The sequence below is a fragment of the Streptomyces spongiicola genome (assembly GCF_003122365.1).
Taxonomy (GTDB): domain Bacteria; phylum Actinomycetota; class Actinomycetes; order Streptomycetales; family Streptomycetaceae; genus Streptomyces; species Streptomyces spongiicola.
Window position 1 is genome coordinate 3004727 of record NZ_CP029254.1, and the last position, 22795, is coordinate 3027521.

Annotated in this window: 22 protein-coding genes and 4 pseudogenes; 12 read left to right on the forward strand and 14 right to left on the reverse strand. The window is 73.3% G+C overall.

Translation table 11 applies throughout. The features are described 5' to 3' along the window. Positions 1-13 precede the first annotated feature (13 nt). Positions 14-562 (forward strand): aminoglycoside phosphotransferase, encoded by a 549-nt coding sequence (locus DDQ41_RS13075; RefSeq protein WP_373995496.1) that lies wholly within the window; start codon positions 14-16, stop codon positions 560-562. A gap of 143 nt (positions 563-705) precedes the next feature. Here the strand turns inward: DDQ41_RS13075 and DDQ41_RS31875 are convergent. Next, positions 706-1016: pseudogene (locus DDQ41_RS31875) on the reverse strand (ISAs1 family transposase); the annotation flags it as partial. A 27-nt stretch (positions 1017-1043) separates the two neighbouring features. Continuing rightward, a pseudogene (locus tag DDQ41_RS32905) lies at positions 1044-1262 on the reverse strand (helix-turn-helix domain-containing protein); the annotation flags it as partial. Between the two features lie 57 nt (positions 1263-1319). On the opposite strand from DDQ41_RS32905, the gene DDQ41_RS13085 reads away from it, so the two are divergent. Beyond that, positions 1320-1730, forward strand: coding sequence for a hypothetical protein (locus DDQ41_RS13085; protein WP_109294664.1), 411 nt, complete (start codon positions 1320-1322; stop codon positions 1728-1730). Positions 1731-1790: 60 nt separating this feature from the next. Here DDQ41_RS13085 and DDQ41_RS31880 read toward each other — a convergent pair whose 3' ends face one another. Beyond that, positions 1791-2204 (reverse strand): Zn-ribbon domain-containing OB-fold protein, encoded by a 414-nt coding sequence (locus DDQ41_RS31880; protein ID WP_174720358.1) that lies wholly within the window; start codon positions 2202-2204, stop codon positions 1791-1793. Positions 2205-2434: 230 nt separating this feature from the next. Continuing rightward, positions 2435-2887, reverse strand: a complete 453-nt coding sequence (locus DDQ41_RS13095; protein WP_109294666.1) for a DoxX family protein — start codon at positions 2885-2887, stop codon at positions 2435-2437. A 119-nt stretch (positions 2888-3006) separates the two neighbouring features. Here DDQ41_RS13095 and DDQ41_RS13100 point away from each other — a divergent pair, with 119 nt between their 5' ends. Beyond that, entirely contained in the window at positions 3007-4155 is a 1149-nt protein-coding gene (locus DDQ41_RS13100) for a flavin-containing monooxygenase (RefSeq protein ID WP_109294667.1), read from the forward strand. A gap of 297 nt (positions 4156-4452) precedes the next feature. On the opposite strand, the gene DDQ41_RS13105 is transcribed toward DDQ41_RS13100, so the two are convergent. Continuing rightward, on the reverse strand, positions 4453-5106 hold the full coding sequence (locus DDQ41_RS13105) for an ATP-binding protein (protein ID WP_394342136.1): 654 nt from the start codon (positions 5104-5106) through the stop codon (positions 4453-4455). A gap of 211 nt (positions 5107-5317) precedes the next feature. Between DDQ41_RS13105 and DDQ41_RS13110 the strand changes: the two genes are divergently transcribed. After that, positions 5318-5929 carry a TetR/AcrR family transcriptional regulator gene (locus tag DDQ41_RS13110; protein ID WP_109294669.1) on the forward strand — a complete coding sequence of 204 codons (612 nt, stop codon included), beginning with the start codon at positions 5318-5320 and terminating at the stop codon, positions 5927-5929. A 206-nt stretch (positions 5930-6135) separates the two neighbouring features. Continuing rightward, positions 6136-6573, forward strand: a complete 438-nt coding sequence (locus DDQ41_RS13115) for a Sec-independent protein translocase family protein (RefSeq protein ID WP_262508452.1) — start codon at positions 6136-6138, stop codon at positions 6571-6573. Between the two features lie 114 nt (positions 6574-6687). Here DDQ41_RS13115 and tatA read toward each other — a convergent pair whose 3' ends face one another. Further along, positions 6688-7023, reverse strand: a complete 336-nt coding sequence (gene tatA / locus DDQ41_RS13120; protein WP_109294670.1) for a Sec-independent protein translocase subunit TatA — start codon at positions 7021-7023, stop codon at positions 6688-6690. A 115-nt stretch (positions 7024-7138) separates the two neighbouring features. On the opposite strand from tatA, the gene DDQ41_RS13125 reads away from it, so the two are divergent. Continuing rightward, the gene (locus tag DDQ41_RS13125; protein WP_109294671.1) at positions 7139-8416 is read left to right on the forward strand and encodes an LCP family protein; all 1278 of its coding nucleotides are present in this window, start codon (positions 7139-7141) and stop codon (positions 8414-8416) included. Positions 8417-8453: 37 nt separating this feature from the next. On the opposite strand, the gene DDQ41_RS13130 is transcribed toward DDQ41_RS13125, so the two are convergent. Then, positions 8454-11564: an HAD-IC family P-type ATPase gene (locus DDQ41_RS13130; RefSeq protein ID WP_262508453.1), complete on the reverse strand. Its 3111-nt coding sequence runs from the start codon at positions 11562-11564 to the stop codon at positions 8454-8456. Between the two features lie 14 nt (positions 11565-11578). Next, positions 11579-11989, reverse strand: coding sequence for an ArsR/SmtB family transcription factor (locus DDQ41_RS13135; RefSeq protein WP_109294673.1), 411 nt, complete (start codon positions 11987-11989; stop codon positions 11579-11581). 778 nt (positions 11990-12767) lie between these two features. On the opposite strand from DDQ41_RS13135, the gene DDQ41_RS13145 reads away from it, so the two are divergent. Together DDQ41_RS13145 and DDQ41_RS32415 are read left to right on the forward strand one after the other, a co-directional pair. Then, entirely contained in the window at positions 12768-14990 is a 2223-nt protein-coding gene (locus DDQ41_RS13145) for an acetate--CoA ligase family protein (protein WP_109294675.1), read from the forward strand. After that, entirely contained in the window at positions 14987-16093 is a 1107-nt protein-coding gene (locus DDQ41_RS32415; protein ID WP_449451397.1) for an enoyl-CoA hydratase-related protein, read from the forward strand. The genes DDQ41_RS13145 and DDQ41_RS32415 overlap by 4 nt, the downstream gene beginning before the upstream one ends. Before the next feature lie 201 nt (positions 16094-16294). Here DDQ41_RS32415 and DDQ41_RS13160 read toward each other — a convergent pair whose 3' ends face one another. Next, a complete protein-coding gene (locus tag DDQ41_RS13160) occupies positions 16295-16936 on the reverse strand; it encodes a LysE family translocator (protein ID WP_109294676.1) in 642 nt (213 codons plus the stop codon). Positions 16937-17067: 131 nt separating this feature from the next. After that, complete coding sequence (locus tag DDQ41_RS13165; RefSeq protein WP_109294677.1) at positions 17068-17691, reverse strand: phosphoribosylanthranilate isomerase; 624 nt, start codon at positions 17689-17691, stop codon at positions 17068-17070. 344 nt (positions 17692-18035) lie between these two features. Between DDQ41_RS13165 and DDQ41_RS13175 the strand changes: the two genes are divergently transcribed. Next, positions 18036-18662, forward strand: a complete 627-nt coding sequence (locus tag DDQ41_RS13175; protein WP_109294679.1) for a flavin reductase family protein — start codon at positions 18036-18038, stop codon at positions 18660-18662. 433 nt (positions 18663-19095) lie between these two features. Here DDQ41_RS13175 and DDQ41_RS31275 read toward each other — a convergent pair whose 3' ends face one another. Continuing rightward, on the reverse strand, positions 19096-19239 hold the full coding sequence (locus DDQ41_RS31275; RefSeq protein ID WP_162602673.1) for a hypothetical protein: 144 nt from the start codon (positions 19237-19239) through the stop codon (positions 19096-19098). A 313-nt stretch (positions 19240-19552) separates the two neighbouring features. Between DDQ41_RS31275 and DDQ41_RS32005 the strand changes: the two genes are divergently transcribed. Next, a complete protein-coding gene (locus tag DDQ41_RS32005; RefSeq protein WP_217364434.1) occupies positions 19553-19669 on the forward strand; it encodes a recombinase family protein in 117 nt (38 codons plus the stop codon). 21 nt (positions 19670-19690) lie between these two features. On the opposite strand, the gene DDQ41_RS13180 is transcribed toward DDQ41_RS32005, so the two are convergent. Both DDQ41_RS13180 and DDQ41_RS13185 read right to left on the reverse strand, forming a co-directional pair. Next, the gene (locus DDQ41_RS13180; protein ID WP_109294680.1) at positions 19691-20320 is read right to left on the reverse strand and encodes a class I SAM-dependent methyltransferase; all 630 of its coding nucleotides are present in this window, start codon (positions 20318-20320) and stop codon (positions 19691-19693) included. Positions 20321-20395: 75 nt separating this feature from the next. Beyond that, positions 20396-20896: a glycine-rich domain-containing protein gene (locus tag DDQ41_RS13185; RefSeq protein WP_262508454.1), complete on the reverse strand. Its 501-nt coding sequence runs from the start codon at positions 20894-20896 to the stop codon at positions 20396-20398. Between the two features lie 321 nt (positions 20897-21217). Here DDQ41_RS13185 and DDQ41_RS13190 point away from each other — a divergent pair, with 321 nt between their 5' ends. Continuing rightward, a complete protein-coding gene (locus tag DDQ41_RS13190) occupies positions 21218-21991 on the forward strand; it encodes a helix-turn-helix domain-containing protein (protein ID WP_109297709.1) in 774 nt (257 codons plus the stop codon). 121 nt (positions 21992-22112) lie between these two features. Here the strand turns inward: DDQ41_RS13190 and DDQ41_RS13195 are convergent. After that, positions 22113-22298: pseudogene (locus DDQ41_RS13195) on the reverse strand (MFS transporter); the annotation flags it as partial. On the opposite strand from DDQ41_RS13195, the pseudogene DDQ41_RS13200 reads away from it, so the two are divergent. Continuing rightward, positions 22267-22629: pseudogene (locus tag DDQ41_RS13200) on the forward strand (helix-turn-helix domain-containing protein); the annotation flags it as partial. The pseudogenes DDQ41_RS13195 and DDQ41_RS13200 sit on opposite strands and share 32 nt — an antisense overlap. Positions 22630-22795 lie beyond the last annotated feature (166 nt).

Sequence of the window (22795 nt, forward strand, 5' to 3'; positions counted from 1 at the left end):
GCTTCTCTGGCAGGTGGAAGACGCCGGATGGGTGCTCCTGGGGTTTGAGGTACTGGACGGCCACCACGCCGACTACTCGTCAGGTTCGCCGGACCTCCCCAAAGTGGCCGATCTTCTTTGCCGACTGGGAGAAGTCCCCTGCCCCGAAATCGAGTTGCGGCAGGCAGAACAACGCCTTGAGGGGTACGTGGCCAAGCCGTCCGACGTGACGCACTTCGCGGGCAACTCCCTGCTTCACACAGACCTGAACAACGAGAACGTCATGGTGGACGGCTCAGCCTTTCTCGTTGACTGGGCTTGGGCAACACGCGGTGCCGCATGGCTGGACGCTGCCCACTGGACGGTGTGGCTCATGGCGGCAGGCAAGCAAGAGCCCCAGTCGGCCGAAGCATGGGCGGCACGTGTTCCCGCGTGGCAGACGGCAGCACCGGAAGCCGTGACGGCTTTCTCGCTGGCGACCGCAAATCTGTGGGAAGAAGTCGCGGGTGCCGACCCGGACCCGTGGACGGCCACTGTCCATGACGCTGCCCGACGTTGGGCGGAGTACCGAAAAGCCGTCTGAACGCCCCTCAGCGGCTCCGTCCGTGTGTCAGCCCCCATGGCGCATGGGCGGGGCCTTCGTCGTGGGTAGCGTGAGGTTATGAAGGCAATCACGATCACCGAACCGGGCAGGGCCCCGGCGTTTGCCCGGGTCGTCCGGTTTGGTCATGTGATGCCGTAGAAGTCGAGGACGAGGGTGCGTTCGGTGTAGGCCCGGCGGCCGGCGGCGGTGTTGGCGTACCCGGCAAGCTTGAGCGCGCCTCCGATCAGGTCGCGGACGGCGGCGAGGGCTGAGGGCGTGGTGCGGGTCCTGACCTGGGATTTGTCCTCGCTGAAGGTCACATCCCGACACCAGTGGACGGTGTTCTCCACCGTCCATGCCCGCGAGCCCATGAAGCGATCTCGGCGGCACTCGCCTGTTCGGCGGGTAGATCGGTGATGGCGTAGACGGTCTCGCTGGACCACTTCTTCGCGCCGAGTGCCGCGTACGCCTCCACCAGGAACGCCGTCGTCGGGATCCGCTCGGCCCGCTCGTACGCGCCCACCAGCGACTCCGACATCGGCAGCCGTTCCGCCAGGTCCCGCTGCGTCAGGTCCGCGAGGCCCCGGAACAGCTTGACCAGTTCGCCCACGTGCCTGCGCGCGGGCGAAGGCTCCCTGCCCGCTCCCGCCGATCCCACCGCCCCACCGCCCCACCGCCCCACCGCCCTTCCCACATCCACCTGATGTGGACCGTGTCCCTCTGGTCACGCTACGCAACCGGGGCGATCCTCGGTGGCATGACCAGCGAGAAACTCCCCGATCGGGTTCCGGCGTCCGGGGTGCGACTGCGCCTCGCGGGGGTCCATTTCGACGCCGTACGCGTCCGCGGGGTCCGCGGTGAGGCGGTGCTGCACCACCTCGTCCGGGCCACCTGTGCGCATCCCGGCCCCGTCGTAGGGGAGTTGCGGCGAGGGCGATGGACGTACTTCCTCGCCCCGCCCGGCAGCAGCAAGGAGCACCCCTGGCCGCCCGGTGCCGCCTGCTTCGGCCCGTGCGCCCGGGACCAGTACGTCGGCGTTCCGGCCGCCGACGGCAACACCTACCCGCTGTCGTGGCGCGCGGGGCCGCCGGGCGTCGGCGAGTTCGTGGACCCGGCGCTGCTGTTCGCGGTGGTCACCGCCCAGTTGTGCCTGCCGCCGGACGGCTGAGCCGAGGGATCACGGCGCAGAACGAGGGCGGGTGAGCGGGGTTCGCGCTCCCCGCCCTCGTCACGCGCCGGACGGCCGGGCCGGAGGGCCTGCCTCCGGCACCGGCCGGAACACCGGGACCACCACTCCCCCGCCCTCCTCCCGGAACGCCACCTCCAGCCCCATCCCGATCCGCAGGTCCTCCTCCGCGCACTCGACGATCTCGGTCATCATCCGCGGGCCCTCGGCGAGATCGACCACGGCGGCGGTGTAGGGGGTACGGACGCCGAAGGGCGGGAGGTCGTTGCGGTGGACGACGGACCAGGTGTAGAGGGTCGCCCGGCCGCTCGCCCGCTCCCAGCGGACCTGCTCGCTCCAGCAGTACGGGCAGAACTCGCGCGGGTAGTGGTGGGCGCGTCGGCATGCGGCGCAGCGGCGGATCAGCAGACGGCCCTCGGCGGCGGCGTCCCACCAGGGGCGGGTGAAGTCGTCGATGTCGGGGGTCGCGGCGGTCCGGCCCGTCCGACCCGTCCGGCCCGTGCTCGCCGAGGTCCGGTCGCTCGGCGCCGGGGACGCGGTCCGGGCGGGGGGCGCCGGGGTCAGGGCAGGGGGCGCCGGGGAAACGGTCCGGCCGAGCGTGGCGGCCGTCCCGCCGGGCGGAATGGCCGTCCCGCCGGAGGTCGCGGCCGTCCCGCCGGGAGCGTCGCGGCCGTCCCCCCGCCCGCTCACAGGAAGAGCCCCAACGCACCGTCCAGAGACCATGTCTGCCAGGACACGGCGAACAGGGCGACCAGCGAGATCAGGGCCATCATCGCGTTCTGGCCCTGCTCGGCCCAGTCGTGGATCATCAGGACGAGGTAGAGCAGGTTGAGGAGGAGGCCGCCGACGAGCGCGACGGGGGTGAGGAACCCGGTGACCAGGCCGAGGCCGAGGGCGAGTTCGGCGTAGACGACGACATACGCCATCGCCCTGGGGCGCGGGGCCACGACCCGCTCGAAGCCGGACCTGACCGCCGTCCAGCGGTGCTTCGCGGCGACACCGGCGGCCCAGGCGATGCCGGTGCCGCGTTCGAACCAGCCCTTCCTGTCCTTGTGGCGCCAGCTCTCCAGCCACCACAGTCCGAGTCCGATACGGAGGACGGCGAGCCACTCGGCGCCGGTGAGCCAGAAGGTCTGCATGCCCGGTACCCCTCCCAACCGTTTCTGACGGTACGTCAGTTCACCGGAAGCGGCCCCTGCGCGCAAGAGGTAGCCCGCCGTGACCGTTTCGCAACCGCGCGCCACTACAGTCAGCATCCATGCCCGACCTCAAAGCCCTCGACCACACGAACGACCGCCCGGTGTACGTCATCGGCGCCGGACCAGGCGGCCTCGCCGTCGCCGCCGCCCTCCGGGAACGGGGCGTGCGGGCGGTCGTCCTGGAGAAGTCCGATTCCGTCGGCGCCTCCTGGCGCGGGCACTACGACCGGTTGCACCTGCACACCACCCGCCGGCTGTCCGGGCTGCCGGGGCTGCCGATGCCGCGCCGGTTCGGCAGGTGGGTCGCCCGCGACGACGTGGTCGGATACCTGGAGAAGTACGCCGAGTTCCACGAGCTGGATCTGGTGACGGGCGTGGAGGTGTCCAGGATCGAGCCCGACGGCTCCGACTGGGTGCTCCACGCGACCGGCGGCCGCCGGCTGACCGGGCGGGCCGTCGTCGTGGCCACCGGCTTCAACCACACCCCCCGCATGCCGGACTGGCCCGGGCGCGAGGCGTACACGGGCGAACTGCTGCACGCCTCCGCGTACCGCAACCCCGCTCCGTACGAGGGCAGGGACGTGCTGGTCGTCGGGGCCGGAAACACCGGCGCGGAGATAGCGGCGGACCTGGCCGGGGCGGGAGCCTCCCGGGTGCGCCTGGCCGTGCGGACCGCCCCGCACATCGTCCGCCGCTCGACCGCGGGCTGGCCCGCGCAGCGCACGGGGATACTCGTCCGTCGACTGCCCGTGCCGCTGGTGGACGTCGCCGGCCGGCTGCTGGCCCGGATCGCCGTACCCGACCTGTCGGCCCGGGGACTGCCGCGCCCCGAGGCGGGGCTCTACACACGGGTCCGGCAGGGCGCCATCCCGGTGCAGGACGTGGGCCTGATCGACGCGGTCCGCACGGGGAGGGTGGAGCCGGTCGCCGCCGTCGAGTCGTTCAACGACGCCAAGGTGGTCCTGGCGGACGGCTCCCGAATATCCCCGGACGCGGTCATAGCGGCCACCGGATACCGCCGCGCGCTGGAGCCGCTCGTGGGGCATCTCGGCGTGCTGGACGAGCGCGGCCGGCCGGCCGTCCACGGTGGACGGACCCCGCGCGAGGCCCCGGGCCTCTACTTCACCGGCTTCACCAACCCGATCAGCGGGATGCTCCGCGAAATGGCCCTGGACGCAAGGAAGATCGCGAAAGCGCTGTCGAGGTGACGCCGGCGCGGACCCGGTGACCGGGCGCCGGGCCCGGGCAGCCCCGGTGACCGGGCGCCGGGCAGGCGGGCGCCGGACAGGCGGGCGCCGGACAGGCGGGCGCCGGACAGGCGGCCGCGCCGGACAGGCGGCCGCGCCGGACGGCCGGGCGGGGGACGCCCACCACGCGGGCGGACGGACAGGCGGACGGGCGGACGTCGGGCGGACGAGCGGACAGGCGGACGGGGATACGGACGAACGGATGCCTTCCGGGGGCGCAGGCCTCAGGCGCCGGCCGGCCGGGCGTCTGCCCGGATGTCAGGCGACCGCCGGCGCGTTCGCCTCGACTTCGAACCATGTCGTCTTGCCGGTGGCGGTGCGGAAGCTGCCCCATACGTCGGCGAGGGCGTCGAGGATGCCGATGCCCCGGCCTCCTTCGGCCCAGCTGTCGCCCCCGTGCCCGGCCGCGCGGCCCGCCGGGTCGCCCGCCGGGTCGCCCGCCGGGCCGTCGCTGTTGGTGTCCTCCACCTCGCAGCAGAGGCGGCCGTCGCGGACCCGCAGATTGAGCCGCAGGGGACCGCGTGTATGGCGCACCGAGTTGGTGACCAGTTCGCTGACCAGGAGCACGACGGTCTCCTCCAGGTCAGGCGGCTCCCGCAGCCCCCAGAGACCGAGCTGTGCGACCGCCAGGTGCCGGGCCCGGCGGACCGAGGCGGGCTCCCGCCGCAGGGGCCAGGACGTCTCCCGCTCGGTGGCCCGCGCACGGGGGGATTCCAGCGGCCGCAGGGGCAGCGTCATACGGGACCAGAGCGCCGCCTGACGGGCACCGAAGGACAGGGCGGGGTTCGCTCGACTGCCGTCGCAGGCCGCCGGAGCATCTTGCCGCGGACCCCACACGGTTCGACGACGGCACAGCCGTGCACGAAGTCCCGTACGGGACTTCGCCGGGCAGCCGATGGCGCGAGAGACCACGGGGACCAGTCCTTTCCCTACGGCCGGCGGCACTCGGCGCACCACGGGAATCGAGCGAACGAGTATCGAGCGAACGAGTGGGGAGCGCACTGCACGGCCGCGCTTCTCAGTCAACTGTAGCGCGCACTACATTAAAGTGACGGAAAAGGGAAATTCCGGACGGACGTGCGGCTCTCCGGGTCACCGCGCGCCTCCAACCCGAGGAGCCCCCATGCCGCGCCCTCCCGACCCGGCCAAACGCCGGCGACTGCTCGAACGGGTACACGACTACGTCATCCGCAACGGCCTGTCCGGGCTGTCCCTGCGCCCCCTCGCCGCCGAACTGGGGACGAGCGACCGCATGCTGCTCTACTACTTCGGCACCAAGGAGCGCCTGATCGCGGAGGTCCTGGCCATGGACGACCGGCGTCCCCTGCTGCGTGTACGCGACCGGCTGGACGCCGCAGGCCCGCCGGGCGACGCCGCCGACATGCGGCGCCTGATGGAAGAGGTGTGGCGGCTCTTCACCGCCCCCGACGTCCGGGCGTCCTTCCCCCTGCACATCGAGGTGATGGTCGACAGCCTGCTCCACCCCGAGCGGTACGGGCCGGTCCTGCACGACGTCGTCACCCAGTGGACGGACCTGCTCACCTCGATACTGCTGGGCACCGGCATGCCGGAGGACCGCGCCCGGAGTCACGCCACCCTGCTGGTCGGCGCCGTCTTCGGCCTCCAGCTGGCGCCGCTCACCAACGACCGCTGGGATCAGGCGACGGCGGCCTACCGCGACCTCCTCGACTGCCTCGAACCGGCCTGGTGCGCCACCGGCGACAACCCCCGGTGACCCCCTGCGGCGCCCGTGACCGTCGGCAACACCCGTGACCGTCGGCAACACCCGTTGACCCTCGACGGCACCCGACGGCACCCGATGACCCTGGACGGCACCCGATACACTTTCGATACTTGCGCAATAATGCATACATGGAGCGCCGGCCCGAGGTGCCGGCGTCGAGGGCTCCGGCGGAGCAGGCCGGACGTGAGGGGTGACGGGTGCTCGCCGATCTGAGTCCGCTGAAGCTGGCCGTTCTGGCCACCCTCGCCTTCCTCCTGTTGGGCCCGGAGAAGCTCCCGGGAGCGGTCCGGGACGGAATGGCGCTCCTCCGCGCGGTACGGGAGTTCTCCGGCCGCACTCAGGAGCAGATCCGGTCCGAGTGGGGTCCGGAGTTCGCGGACTTCGAGTTCGGGGACATGCACCCGAGGACGCTGCTGCACCGGCACATGCAGGCCGGCGACCCCGACCCCCTGGGGCTCGGCGAGATCCGTACCGCCCTCGACCCGAGGCCGGATGCGGCCCGGGCCGCGGCCGCCGCACGCGAGGCGGTGGGCGGCGCCGCGGCGGCCCGGCCTCCGGCACACGACAACCTCCCGGCGAGGGGCCGCCCCGCAGAAGCGCCGAATGCGCCGCCGTTCGACCCGGACGCCACCTGATCTGACGCCACCCGCCACCCGGCACCCGGCCTCGGAAGTGCCCGAATCGCCACCACCCGGCCAGGCGCGCCACCCGTGCGCCTCGCGGGGCGCGGCGCACGCACCGGGCGCGGCTCAGCGGGCGCCCTCCCGGAACCCCCTCCCCCCGACACCCTTCCCCCCGACGCCCTTCTCCCCGGCGTTTTGCCCCACCGGGGCCGGACCGCCAGGCGCGGCGGCGACGTCGTCGCCGCCGCCGTCCGGAGCGGAGAGCCGGGGTACCGTGCCCGGCTCCGGCGACCGGGGCGGCCCGGCGCCGTCGTCCTTCATCGCCCGGGCCTCGCTCTTGAGGATCCGCAGGGACTTGCCCAGGGCGCGTGCGGTGTCCGGCAGCCGCTTGGCGCCGAACAGCGCGAAGGCGACGGCCACCAGGATCACCAGATGCCAGGGCTCCAGCGCGTTGCGGAACATGCGCCCACTTCCTCTCCATGCGGGACGGCGGGGGACTGGGGATCACACCCGCCATGATTATTGCCATATTGCGCAACCGTACAACCAATCGAGGCGATCGGTCGTCCTCTCAGACATGAGTCGCAGCCAGACGCGCACGCGCCCGACGACGAGCGGCCGGACGACCGGCCGGACGACCGGCCGCCGGAAGAACCCGCGCCACCGGAAGGCAGGGCCGAGGAGGCACGGCCGCACCCGAGGGCACGACCGCCGGCGCGCCAGGGCGCTGCTGGCCGTCCCGGCCGCCGTGCTCGCCCTGGTCCTCGCCGCCGCCGGCTGGGTGTACCTCAGGCTGGACGGCGACATCGACACCTTCGGCGCGGACGGCATCGCCCACCACCGCCCCGAGCAGGGCCCATCCGAGGCGATGAACGTCCTGGTCATCGGCTCCGACGCACGCGTCTCGGGCAATGCGGCGCTCGGCGGGGGCGCCAAGGACGACGCGGGCCGCTCCGACACCGCGATCCTGCTCCACGTCTACGCCGACCACCGGCACGCCGTGGCCGTGTCGATCCCCCGCGATACTCTGGTCGACATCCCGCCCTGCCGGCTCCCGGACGGCACGTGGACCGGCACCCGCAGAAACGTCATGTTCAACGAGGCCTACTCGGTGGGTCAGACGTCCGAGGGCAACCCCGCCTGCACACAGAACACGGTGGAGAAGCTGACCGGGCTGCGCGTCGACCACACCATCGTCGTCGACTTCAAGGGCTTCGCGACGCTCACCGACGTCGTGGGAGGGGTGCCGGTGTGCCTGCCCCGCGACGTCTACGAGAAGGACCTCGACCCCACCCGCGCCACCCGCGGCGAGATGCTGCTGCACAAGGGGGAGCAGACCGTCTCCGGCCGCAGGGCACTGGACTACGTGCGCGTCCGGCACGGCATGGGCGACGGCTCGGACATCGGCCGCATCAGGCGGCAGCAGGCGTTCGCGGCAAGCCTGGTCCGGCGGGTGAAGAGCGAGGGGCTGACCCCGTCCAGGCTCCTGCCGCTCGCGGAGGCGGCGACGAAGTCGATGACCGTCGACCCGGGGCTCGGATCCCCGGACAAGCTGGTCGCGTTCGCGATGTCGCTGAAGGACGTCGGCCTGTCCGACATCCGCTTCGTGACCGTCCCCTGGCGGTACGAGGGGGAGCGCGTCGCCCTCGTCCAGCCGGACGCCGACGCCCTGTGGCGCGCCATCGGGGACGACCGGGCCATAGACGGCGGTGACGTCCGCAGCGGCAGCCCCTCCCCCTCCGCCGGGAAGGCCCGGCCGGACACGGGCGCCTCGCGGTCCCCGCTCCCGAAGGATGTGGTGGACGGCTCCCGCTCAGCCGACGACGACCTGTGCTCGGGGCTCTCCTACGGGTGAGCCGTGCCGGTCGGGCCGGCACCGCACACGGAGCACCTCACACGGATTCCCCCGCCGGCGTCTCCTGCGCTTCCCCCGCCCGGGCCCTCACGCGGCTCCCCCCGCCCGCGCGGTCGTGCGGCGGCCCCGCCGTGCCGCGGCCCCGCAGGACACTCAGCACGGCCGCGTACCCGGCGAGAACCGCGCCGAGCAGCAGGTAGCAGTGGACCGGCAGCGCCGTCAGGCCGAGCGGCGGCCCGAGCGGGGAGAGCGGCAGCACCACCCCGGTCGCGGCCAGGGCGGCCGCCGCCCAGCCGACCGGGCCGGGCAGACCGACCGGGGCGAGCAGGCGGGCGCGAGCGGGCAGGGGGGCGCGAGCGGGCATACGGGCGCGGGCGGCGCGGTGGCCCGTGCGCAGGAGCACCATCACCAGTGCCTGCGTCAGCAGGTTCTCGGTGAACCAGCCGGAGTGGAGGGCGGCGGTGCCGCCCGGGCCGTGCGGCGCGAGCGCGAGAACGGCGAGGGTGGCGAGGTCGGCCGCCGCGTTGAGGGCGCCGAAGCCCGTGACGAACCGCAGCAGTGCGCGTGTGTCCAGTGCGGCGGGGCGGCGCAGTACCGCAGGGTGCGGACGGTCGCCCGCGAAGGAGATCTGGGCCGCGTCGAAGCAGAGGTTCTGCACCAGCACCAGGGCCGGGAGCATGGGCGGGAAGGAGGTGAGCAGGCCCACCACGAGCACCGCGACCGCGTTGCCGAGGTTCGCGGAGAGGCTGACGCGCAGATACGTGGTGACGTTGCCGCTGGAGCGCCGCCCCGCGTCCACGGCGTGGCCGAGGAGACCCAGGTCCCGGTCGGCGAGCACCACGTCCGCCGTCTCCCGGACGACGGGGACGGCGTCGCGCGGGGAGATCCCGACATCGGCCGCGCGCAGCGCCGGCAGGTCGTTGACGCCGTCGCCGAGGAAGCCGACGGTGTGCCCGCCGTCCCGCAGGGCGGCGGCGATCCGCGCCTTGTGCTCGGGGGCGCATCTGGCGAAGACGGTGGTGCGCGCGGCCGTCTCGGCGAGTTCGCGGTCGCCGAGCCCGTCCACCTGACCGGCGGTGAGCACTCCGTCCGCGTCCACCTGGATTCCCAGCTCCCGGCAGGCGCGCACCGCCGTGCCCGGGTGGTCGCCGGTGAGGACCTTGACGGCGACGCCCCGGTCGGCGAGTGCCGCCAGGGCACCGGCGGCGGTGGGGGCCACGGCGTCCCGCAGGGTGACGAAACCGCGGAAGGTCAGGCCGCGCGCGTCGCGGGAAGCGGACGCCCCGGGCAGGCGGGCGGGTCGCTGCGCGGTAGCCACCGCGAGCACGCGCAGGCCCCGCTCCGCCTGGCGTGCGCCGAGCGCGAGCAGCCGTTCGCGCTCCTGCTCGCTGGTCGCGCAGCGTTCCAGCACCGTCTCCGCGGCGCCCTTGACGACCACCGTGTGCGTGCCGATCCGGCCCGGGGTGCGGACGACGGCGACGGCCAGACGCCGTACCGGGTCGAACGGCTGCGCCGCGACTCCTTCGTACGCCGCGGGGTCGCGGTCGAACACCGCCGGGACGGGGTCGAACACCGTCCCGTCCGCGTACACCGCCGGATCGCGGTCGAACACCGTCCCGTCCGCGTACACCGCCGGATCGCGGTCGAACACCGCCCCGCCCTCGTACACCGCCGGATCGCGGTCGAACACCGCCCCGCCCTCGTACACCGCCGGATCGCGGTCGAACACCGCCCCGCCCGCGTACACCCCCGGATCGCGGTCGAACACCGCCCCGCCCTCGTACACCGCCGGATCGCGGTCGAACACCGCCCCGCCCTCGTACACCGCCGGATCGCGGTCGAACACCGCCCCGCCCTCGTACACCCCACCCGGGCCCGCCGCGTCCAGGACCGCCTCGTCGAGGGCGTCAGGTGCGGGCAGGTCGGCGAGTTGGAGGGTCCACCAGGCGTTCACCGCGGCCCAGTGCAGCACCTCCGGGTCGGGGCGGCCCTCCGCGTCCAGGGCGCGGTCGACGATGGGCCGGTCCTGGGTGAGGGTGCCGGTCTTGTCCATGCACAGCACGTCCACGGCGCCGAGGTCGTGCAGTGCCGGCAGCCGCCGTACGAGCACCCCCCGGGTACGCGCCAGCACCGAGGCACCCCGCGCCAGACAGGTGGTGACGACGACCGGGAGCATCTCCGGGACCACTGCCACGGCCACCGCGACCGCGAACGGCAGTGTCGCCGGACCTCCGGGCCCGCGCAGTGCCGCGTCGGCGAGCAGCACCAGCAGCGGCACGAGCAGCAGGGAGCGGACCAGGGCCCAGGAGACGCCGTTCACACAGGTGTCGAAGGCGCTCGGCCGGCGCCGGGCGGCGGCCAGGGCGCGCGCGGCGGCGAACCGGGTGCGCTCCCCGGTCTCGACGACGACGGCGGTGCCGCTGCCCGACGCGACACCGCTGCCCTTGAAGCACAGCTGCGGCCGGCCGAAGGGGCCGGCGCCCCGGGGGTGCGGCTGCGGCCGGCCGGACGCGCCGCCGCCCCGCGGGCGCGTGAGATCGGCGGCGTCCTTCGGGACCGGGGCGGATTCACCGGTGAGTTCCGCCTGGTGCACATGCAGGCCGTGCGACCTCAGCAGGCGCACATCGGCCGGCACCGGGTCGCCGGGGCCCAGGCGGATCACATCGCCGGGCACCAGTTCGTCCACCGGGACCTCGCGCTCCACCGGCGCGGACTCCTCGTCGGCGCGGCGCAGCACCGTGGCCGTGCTGACGACGAGGGCGCGCAGCGTCGCCAGGGACCGGTCGGTCCGGCACTCCCCGTGCGCGCGCAGCGCACCGCTGACGCCGACCAGGACGAGCACCACGCAGGCGGTCCCCCAGGAGGCGACGACCGCCGAGACCAGGCCCACGCACAGCAGGACGGTGGTGAAGGGGTCGCGCAGGCCGCGGGCGAAGAGCCGCGGCCAGGACGGTCCCCGGTGGGCCGGCACCGTGTTCGGCCCGTAGCGGTTCAGGCGCTCCTCGGCCTCCGCCTCGGTCAGGCCGCGCGTACCGCAGTCGAGCCGCCGCAGCACCTGGAGGACGGTCGGCGTACCCGACTCCCCGCCCCCGCCCCCGGCGCCGGAGGGCGGGGCGTGCGGAGAGGATGCCGGGGCCTTCTCGGGCATGGGCCGCACGCCGCTCAGGCGCCGGTCCGGTGCAGCCGGGCCACCGGTGCGGAAGCCTCTCCGGCGCGTGCGGGAGCCTCTCCGGCGCGTGCGGGAGCCTCTCCGGCGCGTGCGGCGAGTTGCCCCACCATCAGCCGGACGACGGTGACGATGTCGGGGTCGTCGACGACGTACACCTGGCGACGGCCCTCGCGGCGGGCGCGCACCAGTCCGGCCAGCTTGAGCTTGGTGAGGTGCTGGCTGACGGCCGGCAGCGCCCCGCCGACGCGTTCCGCGAGACCGGTCACGTCGCTCTCGCCCTGGGACAGGGCCCACATGATGTGCAGCCGGGCCGACGACGCGAGCAGCCCGAAGGCGGCGGCAGCCTCTGCCAGCACCTCGGCGGACGGGTCGTCGAAGCCCTCGCGGTCTGCTGCCACAGCCATCTCCCGTTCCGCCCGATCGTCACCACCGCGCTCGCGCCAGTCTAGGCGCCTCACCGGGAAGGCCCCGGCGTTCACGGGACGAGCGACTGACGGCCTCCCCCGCGACCTCCGGGCAGGGGGCGACACGGGTCCATGCCCACCCGGGCGCCAGCCCACCCGTGCGCCTGAGCATCGGTGCGCCAGCCCACCCGTGCGCCTGAGCATCGGTGCGCCAGCCCACCCGTGCGCCTGTGCGCCTGTGCGCCCGTGCGCCTGTGCGCCTGTGCGCCCGTGCGCCTGTGCGCCTGTGCGTCGGTGCGCCTGAGCGCCGGGCCCACGGCCATCCGGGCAAGGGCCGGTCCCTGGCCCTGGCCCTGACCCTGACCCTGCCCCTGCCCCTGCTCCTGACCGCAGGACCGGGGGGCCTGCCCGCGCCACCGCCCGCCCGGGGACCCGCACCGGGACCCGCGCCGGGGCACGCGCACCCTCCCGCCCGGGGACCGCCCGCAGGACCGCGCCCCCCGCCCCCAGGACCGCACCGGCCCCGCCGAGGGCCCCGCCGGGGGGCCCGCCACCGTCGGTGTTCCGGCCGACCACTCCCCCGCTTCCGGCCATCCTGCGCCAGGTCCTCCCCGGAGCCGGTTCCACCCCGGGCGCTCCGGGCAGGCATCCCCGCGCATCCGATCCGGCCGCGCGTCATCGCCTTTTCCCACGTCCGGACAGTTCCTGACATGCCGTCAGTTCTGTAATCTGATTATGCGTCAGTAACTTCGCCGACGAGCAGGGAGCGGGCGGAACGATGCTTGGATCAACCCACGGCACCTTGACCACCGACCTCCGCGCCCGGGTGGTGGCCTGCGGGCAGCAGACCGGCGCGGCCGTCCACGGCTCCACCGCCGCCGAGGGCGACCTCGACGTCAGCGGCCGCCCGCTGTACGCGCCCGTACCCGATCTCGACCGCTTCTTCCGCCCCGAGGCGGTCGCCGTCGTGGGCGCATCCGACAGCGACGGCCGGCCCGGTACCGGGATCACCCGGCAGCTGATCGCCTGGGCCGAGCGGGTCGGGGCGAGACTGCACCCGGTCCATCCGACGCGTACCGCCGTCTTCGGACTGCCCTGTGTGCCGTCCGTCACGGCACTGCCCGAGCCCGTGGATCTCGCCGTGCTGCTCGTCGGCGATCCGCTGCCCGTGATCGGGGAACTCGGCCAGGCGAAGGCGAAGTTCGCCGTGGCCTTCGCGTCCGGCTTCGCCGAGACCGGTCCGGCCGGAGCCGACGCCCAGCGGCGGCTCGCCACGGCCGTGGAGCGGTCCGGGCTGCGGCTGCTCGGCCCGAACACCAACCTCAACGCCTTCGAGCGGTTCCGCGACGACCTCGACGGCCCCGCCATCGCGCTGATCACCCAGTCCGGCCACCAGGGACGCCCGGTGTTCGCCATGCAGGAACTCGGTGTACGCCTCTCCCACTGGGCGCCCACGGGCAACGAGGCCGACCTGGAGACCGCGGACTTCATCGCGTACTTCGCGGGACGGCCCGAGGTCGGCGCCATCGCCTGCTACATCGAGGGCATCAAGGACGGCCGCTCGTTCCTGCTCGCCGCGGACCGGGCCGCCCGCAACCGCGTCCCCGTCGTCGCGGTCAAGGTCGGCCGCACCGAGGCCGGAGCCCGGACCGCCGCCTCGCACACTGGCAGGCTCACCGGCGCCGACGAGGTCGTGGACGCGGCGATGCGCCAGTACGGCGTCATCCGCGTCGACGCACTCGACGAACTCCAGGACACCGCCGCCCTGCTGGCCCGGGCACGCAGGCCGACGGCCGACGGGGTCGCCGTCTACTCGATCTCCGGCGGCACGGGCGCGCACTTCGCGGACCTCGCCAGCGCGGCGGGGCTGCGGCTGCCCGAGCTGTCCGCCGCCCGCCGGACCGAACTGCACCAGTGGATACCGGAGTACCTGAACGTGGCCAACCCCGTCGACAGCGGCGGGCACCCCGTCGGCGACTGGCGAGGCAGGAAGATCATCGACGCGATCCTCGCCGACCCCGCGATCGGCGTGCTGGTCTGCCCGATCACCGGTCCCTTCCCGCCCATGAGCGACCGGCTCGCCCAGGACCTGGTCGACGCCGCCGAGACGACCGACAAGCCGGTGTGCGTGGTGTGGGGTTCGCCCGCCGGGACGGAGGAGGCGTACCGGACGACCCTCCTCGGCTCGTCCCGGGTGGCCACCTTCCGCACCTTCGGCAACTGCGTCACGGCGGTCCGGGCGTATCTCGACCACCACCGCTTCACCACCGGCTACCGCTCCCCGTTCGACGAGGCACCCCGCACCCTCTCCCCCTCCTTCCGCAAGGCGCAGACGCTGCTCCGCCCCGGCCACCGCCTCAGCGAGCACGCGGCGAAGCAGCTGCTGCGCGCGTACGGCATCCGGGTGCCGCGCGAGCAGCTGGTGACCAGCGCGGCCGCCGCGGTGCGGGCCGCGGGGCTGGTCGGCTACCCGGTGGTGATGAAGGCGTCCGCGCCGCGGCTCGCGCACAAGACGGAGCTGGGCCTCGTGCGGATCGGACTGACCTCGGCCAGCCAGGTCCGCGACACCTACCGCGAACTGACCGACATCGCCCGGTACGAGGGCGTGGACCTCGACGGCGTCCTCGTCTGCCAGATGGTGGAGCGCGGGGTGGAGATGGTCGTCGGCGTCGCGCAGGACGAGCTGTTCGGGCCGACGGTGACGGTCGGGCTCGGCGGAGTGCTCGTGGAGGTGCTGCGCGACGTGGCGGTGCGGGTACCGCCCTTCGGAGAGGAGGAGGCCCGCTCCATGCTCGCCGAGCTGCGCGGCCGGGCCCTGCTGGACGGTGTCAGGGGCGGGCCGCCGGTGGACGTGGACGCGCTCGTCGAGGTCGTCCTGCGGGTCCAGCGGATGGCGCTCGAACTCGGCGGGGAGCTGGCCGAGTTGGACATCAACCCCCTGATGGTCCTGCCGCGCGGGCAGGGCGCGGTGGCGCTGGACGCGCTGGCGGTGTGCCGGTGAGCGAGGGGCGGCGGGCGGTCGCCGACCCCGGGCCGGACCACCGTCCCGCGCCGGACCATCGTCCCGCGCCGGACGAGGAGCGGCGGGCGGCGCGGGGCGTACTGCACCGCACGGAGAACGGGGTCTCGTGGATCACGCTCGACCGGCCCGAGGTGATGAACGCCGTCAGCCGGGAACAGCGCGAGCGGATCATCGCCCTCCTCACGGACGCCTCGGCGGATCCGGCCGTCAGGGCCGTCGTGATCACCGCGACGGGCGAGGGCTTCTGCGCCGGTGCGGATCTGCGCGGCGGGCGTCCCGAAGCATCCGCGTCCGCGGACCACACCTCCGGGGGCCACACGTCCGCGGACCACACCTCCGCGAGCCACACGTCCGCGGACCACACCTCCGCGAGCCACACCTCCGCGAGCCACACGTCCGCGGACCACACCTCCGCGGACCACACCTCCGCGGACCACACCTCCGCAAGCCACACGTCCGCGGACCACACCTCCGCAAGCCACACGTCCGATGCGTCCGCGGCCGGTGGGCGGGAGCGCGTCCCCGGTGACGTGGCCCGGATGATCCGGCTCGGGGCCCAGCCGTTCATCGCCGCCGTCCTGGACTGCGAGAAGCCGGTGATCGCCGCGGTGAACGGCACGGCGGCGGGCATCGGAGCGCATCTGGCCTTCGCCTGCGACCTGGTCCTGGCCTCCGAATCCGCGCGCTTCATCGAGGTGTTCGTACGGCGCGGGCTCGTCCCCGACGGGGGTGGGGCGTATCTGCTGCCGCGGCTGGTCGGGCCGCAGCGCGCGAAGGAGCTGATGTTCTTCGGGGACGCACTGTCCGCGGCCGACGCCGAGCGGATGGGGCTCGTCAACCGAGTCGTGGCGGCGGACGATCTGGAGAAGACGGCCCGCGCGTGGGCCGAGCGCCTGGCCCAGGGCCCGACCAGGGCCCTCGCACTCACCAAGCACCTGGTGAACGCGTCCCTCGACACCGACCGGGCCTCCGCGTTCGCGGCCGAGGCCTCGGCGGTGGAGATCGCCATGACGACACGCGACGCGAACGAGGGAGTGGCGAGCTTCGTGGAGCGCCGGACGCCGGAGTACCGGGGGCGGTAGATGATGCCGCCACTCGGGGCGGCTCCCGAACGACACGGGCACGCTCCGAACGACACGGTCGTTTCCGGGCGGTACGAGCACGCCCCGGGCGGTGCGAGCATGTTCCTGGCAGTACGAGCATGTTCCTGGCAGTACGGGCACGCTCCGAACGAAACAGTCACCTCCGGGTAGTACGGGCACGCTCCCGGCGCCGCGCCCCGTTCAGTCCTTGCGGCCGGTCGCCGCGACGGCGACTCCGAGACCGATCATCGCCAGCCCGCCGACGCCCCCGACCGCGCCGAGCCGCCGCGGTGACCGGGCGAACCAGCCGCGAGCGGTCGCCGCGGCCAGACCCCATACGCTGTCGCAGACCAGCGCGATGACGTTGAAGACCAGTCCCAGCAGCAGCATCTGCAGCACGACGTGCCCGGCCCCGCGGTCCACGAACTGCGGGAGTACGGCGGCGAAGAACACGATCGTCTTCGGGTTCGCCACCCCGACCGCGAAGCCCTCCCACAACGTACGCGCGCTCCCCTGCCCGCCGGGGCCGCCGTCCGCGACCGCCGACAGCAGGGACTTCCGCTGCCGTACCGCCTTGACGCCGAGGTACACGAGGTAACCGGCACCCGCGAGCTTCAGCACCGTGAACACGAGAACGGACCGCTCCACGACGGTCCCGACCCCGAGGGCGACACCCGCGACGAGCACATAGGCCCCGAGCGTGTTCCCGACGACCGTGGTCAGCGCCGCACGGCGTCCCTGCGCCAGCGCACGCCCGACCACGAACAGCACGCTGGGGCCGGGAATCACTATCAGCAGGAACGACACGGCCGCGAAGGCCGACAGACGGTCGGTGAAACCCATCAGGCCATGGAACCCGGGGGACGGCCTCCCCCGCGACCCGTTTTCCCAGCCGCGGCACGCCCGCGGCACGCCCGCCGCACGCCCGCTGCGCCCCGCCGGCCCCTCCGGCCCCGCCGGCCAAACGGCTACGGCTACCCGGACTCCGTGCGTGCGCCGCGCGCGGCCGCGACGAACGCCGTGATCAGTTCGGGGCCCTTCACCCCGCGGCTGGTCTCGATGCCGCTGGAGACGTCCACGCCCCAGGGGCGGGCCGTACGCACCGCCGCCGCGACGTTGTGCGGGGCGAGTCCGCCGGCGAGCAGCCAGCGCCGCCCGGGGCCCGGGAGTCGCTTGCCGGTGCGGTCCCAGGCCTCGCCCGCGCCGGGCACGGGCGCGTCGAGCAGGAGGATGTCCTCGCCGCGCTCGCCGTACCGCGGTACCTCGCCCTTGACGGCTGCCCCCCGGATCAGGGTGCGGCCGTCCGTACGCAGGGAGTCGTAGTACGCGAGGTCCTCCCCGCCGTGCAGCTGGACGGCGCGCATGCCGGTCTCGTCCAGCAGGGCGCGGACTTCTGATAGCGGCTGGTCGCGGAAGACGCCGACCGTCAGGACACCGTCGGGCACCCGGGCGGCGAGCCGGCGCGCGGTACCGGCGCCGACGCGGCGCGGGCTCTCGGCGAAGACGAAGCCGATGGCGTCGGCACCGGCCTCGGCGGCGGTGTCGACGTCCCGCTCCGTGCGCAGACCGCAGACCTTGACGAACAGGGGTGTGCCCATGACGGTTGCTTCTCCGTAAACCGCGGCGTCGGCTGGTCGGTCGCCACGCTACCGGGTGCGGAGTGCGCCCCGGCCGGTCCACCGGTCGTGACCGCGCCCCGCACCGGTGCTCGGGCGGATTCCCGCGGGCCGAGGGCCGCGGGCCGCAGGTGGCGGACCGCAGGTGGCGGGCCGAGGGCTGCGGGCCGCAGGTGGCGGGCCGAGGGCCGCGGGCCGCAGATGGCGGGCCGAGGGCCGCGGGCCGCAGGCGGCGGGCGGCGCGCAGGCCTCGGAGGGTGGGGCGAGGAGGCTTCTCATCTGACGCATCGTCAGTTTCAATGGGTGCTGTGATGGGACACGCAGGGATGGCCGCGACCGCCGTCCGCTACCTCCGCTCCACCGGTACCGGCGGTACCGCCGCGGCGGCCGGACCGCCGTACGATGCACCGCCTCGTCCCGCGCTGCGGGCCGTCGGGGAGGGCGAGAGACCACCGGTCGCCCCCGCCGAGTTCCGCCGGGTGCTGGGGCACTTCGCGAGCGGGGTCACCGTCGTCACGGCCCAGGACCAGGCGGGCGGTGGACCGGCGGGCTTCGCCTGCCAGTCCTTCGCATCGCTGTCGCTCGATCCGCCCATGGTGGTGTTCACGGTCGCCCGTACATCGGCGACCTGGCCGCGCATCGCCCGCGCCGGGGCGTTCTGCGTCAACGTCCTCGGAACGCATCAGGACGCACTGTGCCGTGCGTTCGCGGTGAGCGGCGCCGACAAGTTCGCGGGCGTCGCCCACACTCCCGCCCCGGTGACCGGCTCCCCCCGGCTCGCCTCCGTCCCCGCCTGGATCGACTGCACGATCAGCGCGGTCCACACCGGCGGCGACCATCTGATCGTGGTGGGGCGGGTGGAGGCGCTGGACGCCGCGGAGGACTGCGACCCGCTGCTGTTCCACCGGGGACGGTTCGGCCGCTTCGAGTGCTTCGAGCGCTTCGAGGCGTAGGCGCGGCGCGGCGCGGCGCGAGCAGCCGAGCACCACCGCACCGGATCGGGAGCGGCCTGCGCGCCGTCCTGCCGACGGCGTTACGCGAGCAGCGTGTGCGGGAGCCGGTGGAGATCCGGCGGACGCTGCGGGCGCTGCGCACATGCATCGCCGCCCTGCGCCGAGGTAAGGAGTGCGGCGTGCGGCGTGCGGAGAGCGGAGAGCGGAGAGCGGAGAGCGGAGGCGACCGCAGGCGGCGGCTCGCACGCACCGCGCCCGGGTCCCGGCCGGCACCAGGCACTCACCGGCCCCAGAGCAGCCGCACCTCGACAGCCAGGGCCGGCAGCCCGCCGCCCGACCGTCTCGCGGCGGCTTCGACCGACGCCCGCTTCAAACCCTCCGCAGGCATCCCTTGGAATTGATCATCCAGAAGCCGGGGCTTCGTCATGCCGGATCAGAAAGGGGGCGGCTCTTGCCCCGCTTCCTGGAGCCGGTCGGTCAAGCCGTCGTAGTCGAAGTCCACCGGCAGGGGAGCCACGTACGCGTCTCCGAACCAGCGTCGACGCTGGTCCTCTTGCTTGGCCTTGCCAAGATCCACGAAGGACAAGGTGGGGGCCGGAGGCCCCCAAGGGAGTCAGTCCCTTCGTGTTCCTGCTGGGGGCCGCTCACGCGGCCCACCTTCGCCGGCCGCTTGTGCTCTTCGTCTTCGCCCTGTCGGCCCCCTACAGGGGGCCGCTCTTCGCCAACCTGCTTGCCCTTCGCCGTCGGCTCCTCACTCCTACCGCCGTCGCTCTTGCAAGGCGTACGCCTACGGCTTCCACGGGGACGGAGAGGGGCGAGAGCGCGACGCTGCACCCAACCCCACGGAGCAGGCGGCACAGGCCCGCACACTCGAACTGAGAGCGGAGGGGATGAGCTACCGGGCCATCGGCACGCAGCTCGGCACAGAGGGCCTGCCCCCGCGCAGAGCCGCGAAGTGGAGCGCCATGACGGTTCGCTCCGTCTGCCAGAAGGCCGGGGTGTCCTGAGACAGGCGCACAGCCGCGCGGTCAGGTCGCCAAGGCACGGACAAGCATCGTGCCCACAGCCTTGCCCTCCGGCGGTTCGATCAGAGACACGCGCACGTCAGAGAAGCCGTGCCCCGTCAGGATGCGCTTCCACTCATCCGGGGTGCGGTCGTGCCGCAGTCCGGCTTCGGCGGCCTTGGGCCCCTGGCTTCCTGGGGGCAAATGCGAGAAGGCCAGGATGCCGCCCGGCGCCATGCGCGAGCGGATCAGCGAGAGCAGGGTGTCCGGACCGACGAACCACACGGCACCGAAGATCGAGAGCACGACATCGAACGTCTCGTCTGTCTCGCTCAGGAATGTCGTCGCCTCCGCCGTCCGGAACTCAAGGCCCGGCAAGTGGCCCCAGCACTCCCGCGCGACCGTCTCGCGGGCGGGGGCGATGTCCACACCTCGACCCGTCGCGCCAAGCGTCACGAGGTGCGCGAGGTTGCTACCGCTCCCCGAGCCGAGTTCCAGCACCCGGCGACCGGCCACGGGACCCAGAACGCTCTCGTTCGGCCCATGATCGGCGTACTGAGTCCAGTTCAGCCAGGTCGTCTCACCGTTGGCGTTCACGGCCCTGCGCGGCTTGCTCCCGACCGCGTACCTGTCCCAGGACTCAGCCAATGACATGCGGTGATCCTTTCCAGCATGAGGGGCCCACCCCCAACGTACGGGGACAGGCCCCAACTCACATGCTGCTTACCACTACCTGGGCGAGTCGTGGCACCCGGCGTGGCACTGGTTGCAGTCGGCCGCGTTCCCCATGCCCCACAGGTCGGGGTCGATCTCGAACCCGGCCGCCTTGATGGCCCTGATCGTCTGCTCCAGGACGAGCGGGCCACCGTTCCTGGGATCATGCCCGTCCCGCGTCACCTCGTCGTCGGTCACGCACAGAACCCCGACCGCCGTCCCCGGAAGCTCCGGTACGTGGTGGATGTACCGGCCGAAGTGCCGGCTGGTGAAGTGGTGGTACGGGATCGAGTCGAGCATGAACGAGTGCCACGCCTCGTCCACCTGCTCGGACGGGCCCATGAGAAGGTCCGGGTTCTCGCCGCACGTGACCAGGTAGGCGATGGCCTGTCCGAACTTGGCCTCGGCCAGTTCGCGCGTGTTCTCCGGGTTGCGGAGCAGGAGGGCCACCTCCCGCTCCCACACGTCCGGGGTGACGTACGCCTTCGGGTCGCGGATCACTACTGCCGTGCTCATGCTGGCTTGCCTCCGGGCAATCGGGGGTCCGTGGTGCTCCGGTCATGTCGCCCACCACTGCACCTGGGGCACAGGCACGGCGGCATCAGGCCGGTAGCGAGGGGTTCCCCGCCCTCACCCTCATACAGGGTTCGCGGCCTGGTCTGAGTGCCGTCGGCTCTCACCGTATAAGCGCTGATGCGGATGGACATGACGTCCATGTTCCGGACAGGCCATGACCATTGCGGCGACGTTCAAGGCGTCCCTCGGGCGTCATGTCGGCGTCACCCCGAAGGCGTCAAACCGGTGTCATTGAAGGCGTGGCGTGACTACTCTCGGATCATGACCACTACGGCAGAGCGTGGGCGAATCCCCAACGACGTGCTGACCTCCGTACGCAAGTCGATGAACCTCAGCCAAGACGAGTTCGCCCGGGGCTTACGTGACGCAGGCGAGGAGTTGGGGGAGCCGAACGACGCCTCCAAGCGACTCGTGCAACGCTGGGAGTCCGGGGAGACCAGGACATGCCGCCCGCTGTACGCGCGGGCACTGAAGCAGCTCACCGGCCGCACCCCCGAGTCACTGGGGTTCGCGATCCCGATGACACGCGTCCACTCGGACGGGGCAGGAGGCCACGACATGGAGGCTGGGGAAGTCGGCACGACCGACGCTGCCACAAGCCCGGAGCCGGAGCCGCAGAGCGAGTACGCGGGCATCTGGCTGTCCCGGTACGAGTTCTACTCGTCCAGCCGTGACGAGACATTCGACTGTAAGCACCACGTCGTGATCGTCCAGCACGGCAACCGGCTGACAGCTCAGAGCCTGCTCGGAGCATCGACCAACCCGGACAGCCCATTGTCTCTGGATCTCACCGTTGAACGGAACGTCGTCACCGGTACGTGGACCGAGCAGACGGCGGCTGACGGCTACTACCAGGGCGCCCGGTACCACGGTGCGATTCAGCTGTTGATCGAGCCGACGGGCCGACGTATGGCGGGCAAATGGGTCGGGTTCGGCAAGGACTTCGACGTGAACACGGGCCCGTGGGAGCTGCGCCTACTCGACCGATCGACAGGCCGTGCGAGCATCGAGCGGTACTCGACCACACCGGAGTGATGGATCGGGGCACCCCCACCTGCGGGGCCGCCCCGTACGGGCGCCTTGCCGCCGAATGACCCCGACCGGTTGGAAACCGGCAGAGAGCGCAAGACCCGCCTTCACGTTCCCTGAAGCATCACCACGCGAACTCCTCGTGCAACGGGTCGATCAGCATTCCCGGCAGGGACCGGAAGGCGGCGGCGCCGGTGATCGTGACGAAGGCGACGGCCACGACGAACCAGGCGCGATGGACGCGACGGCGACGGCGGGCCGCCTCCCCGGCGGGGGAGACGTACGTCCGCCGCCCCGTGCCCGAGCCGCACACCTCGACCACGTCGGCGGCCAGGGCCTGGGCGCTGGCACACCTCCACGAACCGATCCGGCTGCGTGACCTGGCCGACCGGGAGTCCATGTCGGTACGGACCTTCACGCGCCGCTTCCGGGAGGAGACGGGGGTGAGCCCCGGCCGGTGGCTGGCCCGGCAGCGCGTGGAGCGGGCGCGGCAGCTGCTGGAGTCCACCGGGCTGCCCATGGACCGGGTGGCCCGCGACTCGGGGTTCGGCACGGCGCAGTCGATGCGCCAGCACCTGACAGCGGCACTGGGCGTGGCGCCGACGGTCTACCGGCGGACGTTCCGGGCGACGACCGCGCGCTGACCGCGCCCCGGACCTCCTCCCCCGGCGCGCCGACGCGCCGGACGGGCACCGGCACCGGCAGCGGCACCGGCCTCTGTTCAGGACGGTGCGGCGGACGCTCCCGACGACGCGCATTCGGACCGCGTGCACCCGGACCGCGCCGGCCCGGACCGCGCTCGACGCCCCG

Bases quoted from the DNA above. Each gene is read 5' to 3' on its own strand.
- DDQ41_RS13165 (WP_109294677.1), bottom strand. From the start codon at position 17,691: ATGGGCACACCCCTGTTCGTCAAGGTCTGCGGTCTGCGCACGGAGCGG.
- DDQ41_RS13145 (WP_109294675.1), top strand. From the start codon at position 12,768: ATGCTTGGATCAACCCACGGCACCTTGACCACCGACCTCCGCGCCCGG.
- DDQ41_RS13125 (WP_109294671.1), top strand. From the start codon at position 7,139: ATGAGTCGCAGCCAGACGCGCACGCGCCCGACGACGAGCGGCCGGACG.
- DDQ41_RS13100 (WP_109294667.1), top strand. From the start codon at position 3,007: ATGCCCGACCTCAAAGCCCTCGACCACACGAACGACCGCCCGGTGTAC.
- DDQ41_RS13175 (WP_109294679.1), top strand. From the start codon at position 18,036: ATGGCCGCGACCGCCGTCCGCTACCTCCGCTCCACCGGTACCGGCGGT.
- DDQ41_RS13095 (WP_109294666.1), bottom strand. From the start codon at position 2,887: ATGCAGACCTTCTGGCTCACCGGCGCCGAGTGGCTCGCCGTCCTCCGT.
- DDQ41_RS32005 (WP_217364434.1), top strand. From the start codon at position 19,553: ATGAGCTACCGGGCCATCGGCACGCAGCTCGGCACAGAGGGCCTGCCC.
- DDQ41_RS13130 (WP_262508453.1), bottom strand. From the start codon at position 11,564: ATGCCCGAGAAGGCCCCGGCATCCTCTCCGCACGCCCCGCCCTCCGGC.
- DDQ41_RS13185 (WP_262508454.1), bottom strand. From the start codon at position 20,896: ATGAGCACGGCAGTAGTGATCCGCGACCCGAAGGCGTACGTCACCCCG.
- DDQ41_RS13085 (WP_109294664.1), top strand. From the start codon at position 1,320: ATGACCAGCGAGAAACTCCCCGATCGGGTTCCGGCGTCCGGGGTGCGA.
- DDQ41_RS13160 (WP_109294676.1), bottom strand. From the start codon at position 16,936: ATGGGTTTCACCGACCGTCTGTCGGCCTTCGCGGCCGTGTCGTTCCTG.
- DDQ41_RS13180 (WP_109294680.1), bottom strand. From the start codon at position 20,320: ATGTCATTGGCTGAGTCCTGGGACAGGTACGCGGTCGGGAGCAAGCCG.
- DDQ41_RS13110 (WP_109294669.1), top strand. From the start codon at position 5,318: ATGCCGCGCCCTCCCGACCCGGCCAAACGCCGGCGACTGCTCGAACGG.
- DDQ41_RS13135 (WP_109294673.1), bottom strand. From the start codon at position 11,989: ATGGCTGTGGCAGCAGACCGCGAGGGCTTCGACGACCCGTCCGCCGAG.
- tatA (WP_109294670.1), bottom strand. From the start codon at position 7,023: ATGTTCCGCAACGCGCTGGAGCCCTGGCATCTGGTGATCCTGGTGGCC.
- DDQ41_RS13190 (WP_109297709.1), top strand. From the start codon at position 21,218: ATGACCACTACGGCAGAGCGTGGGCGAATCCCCAACGACGTGCTGACC.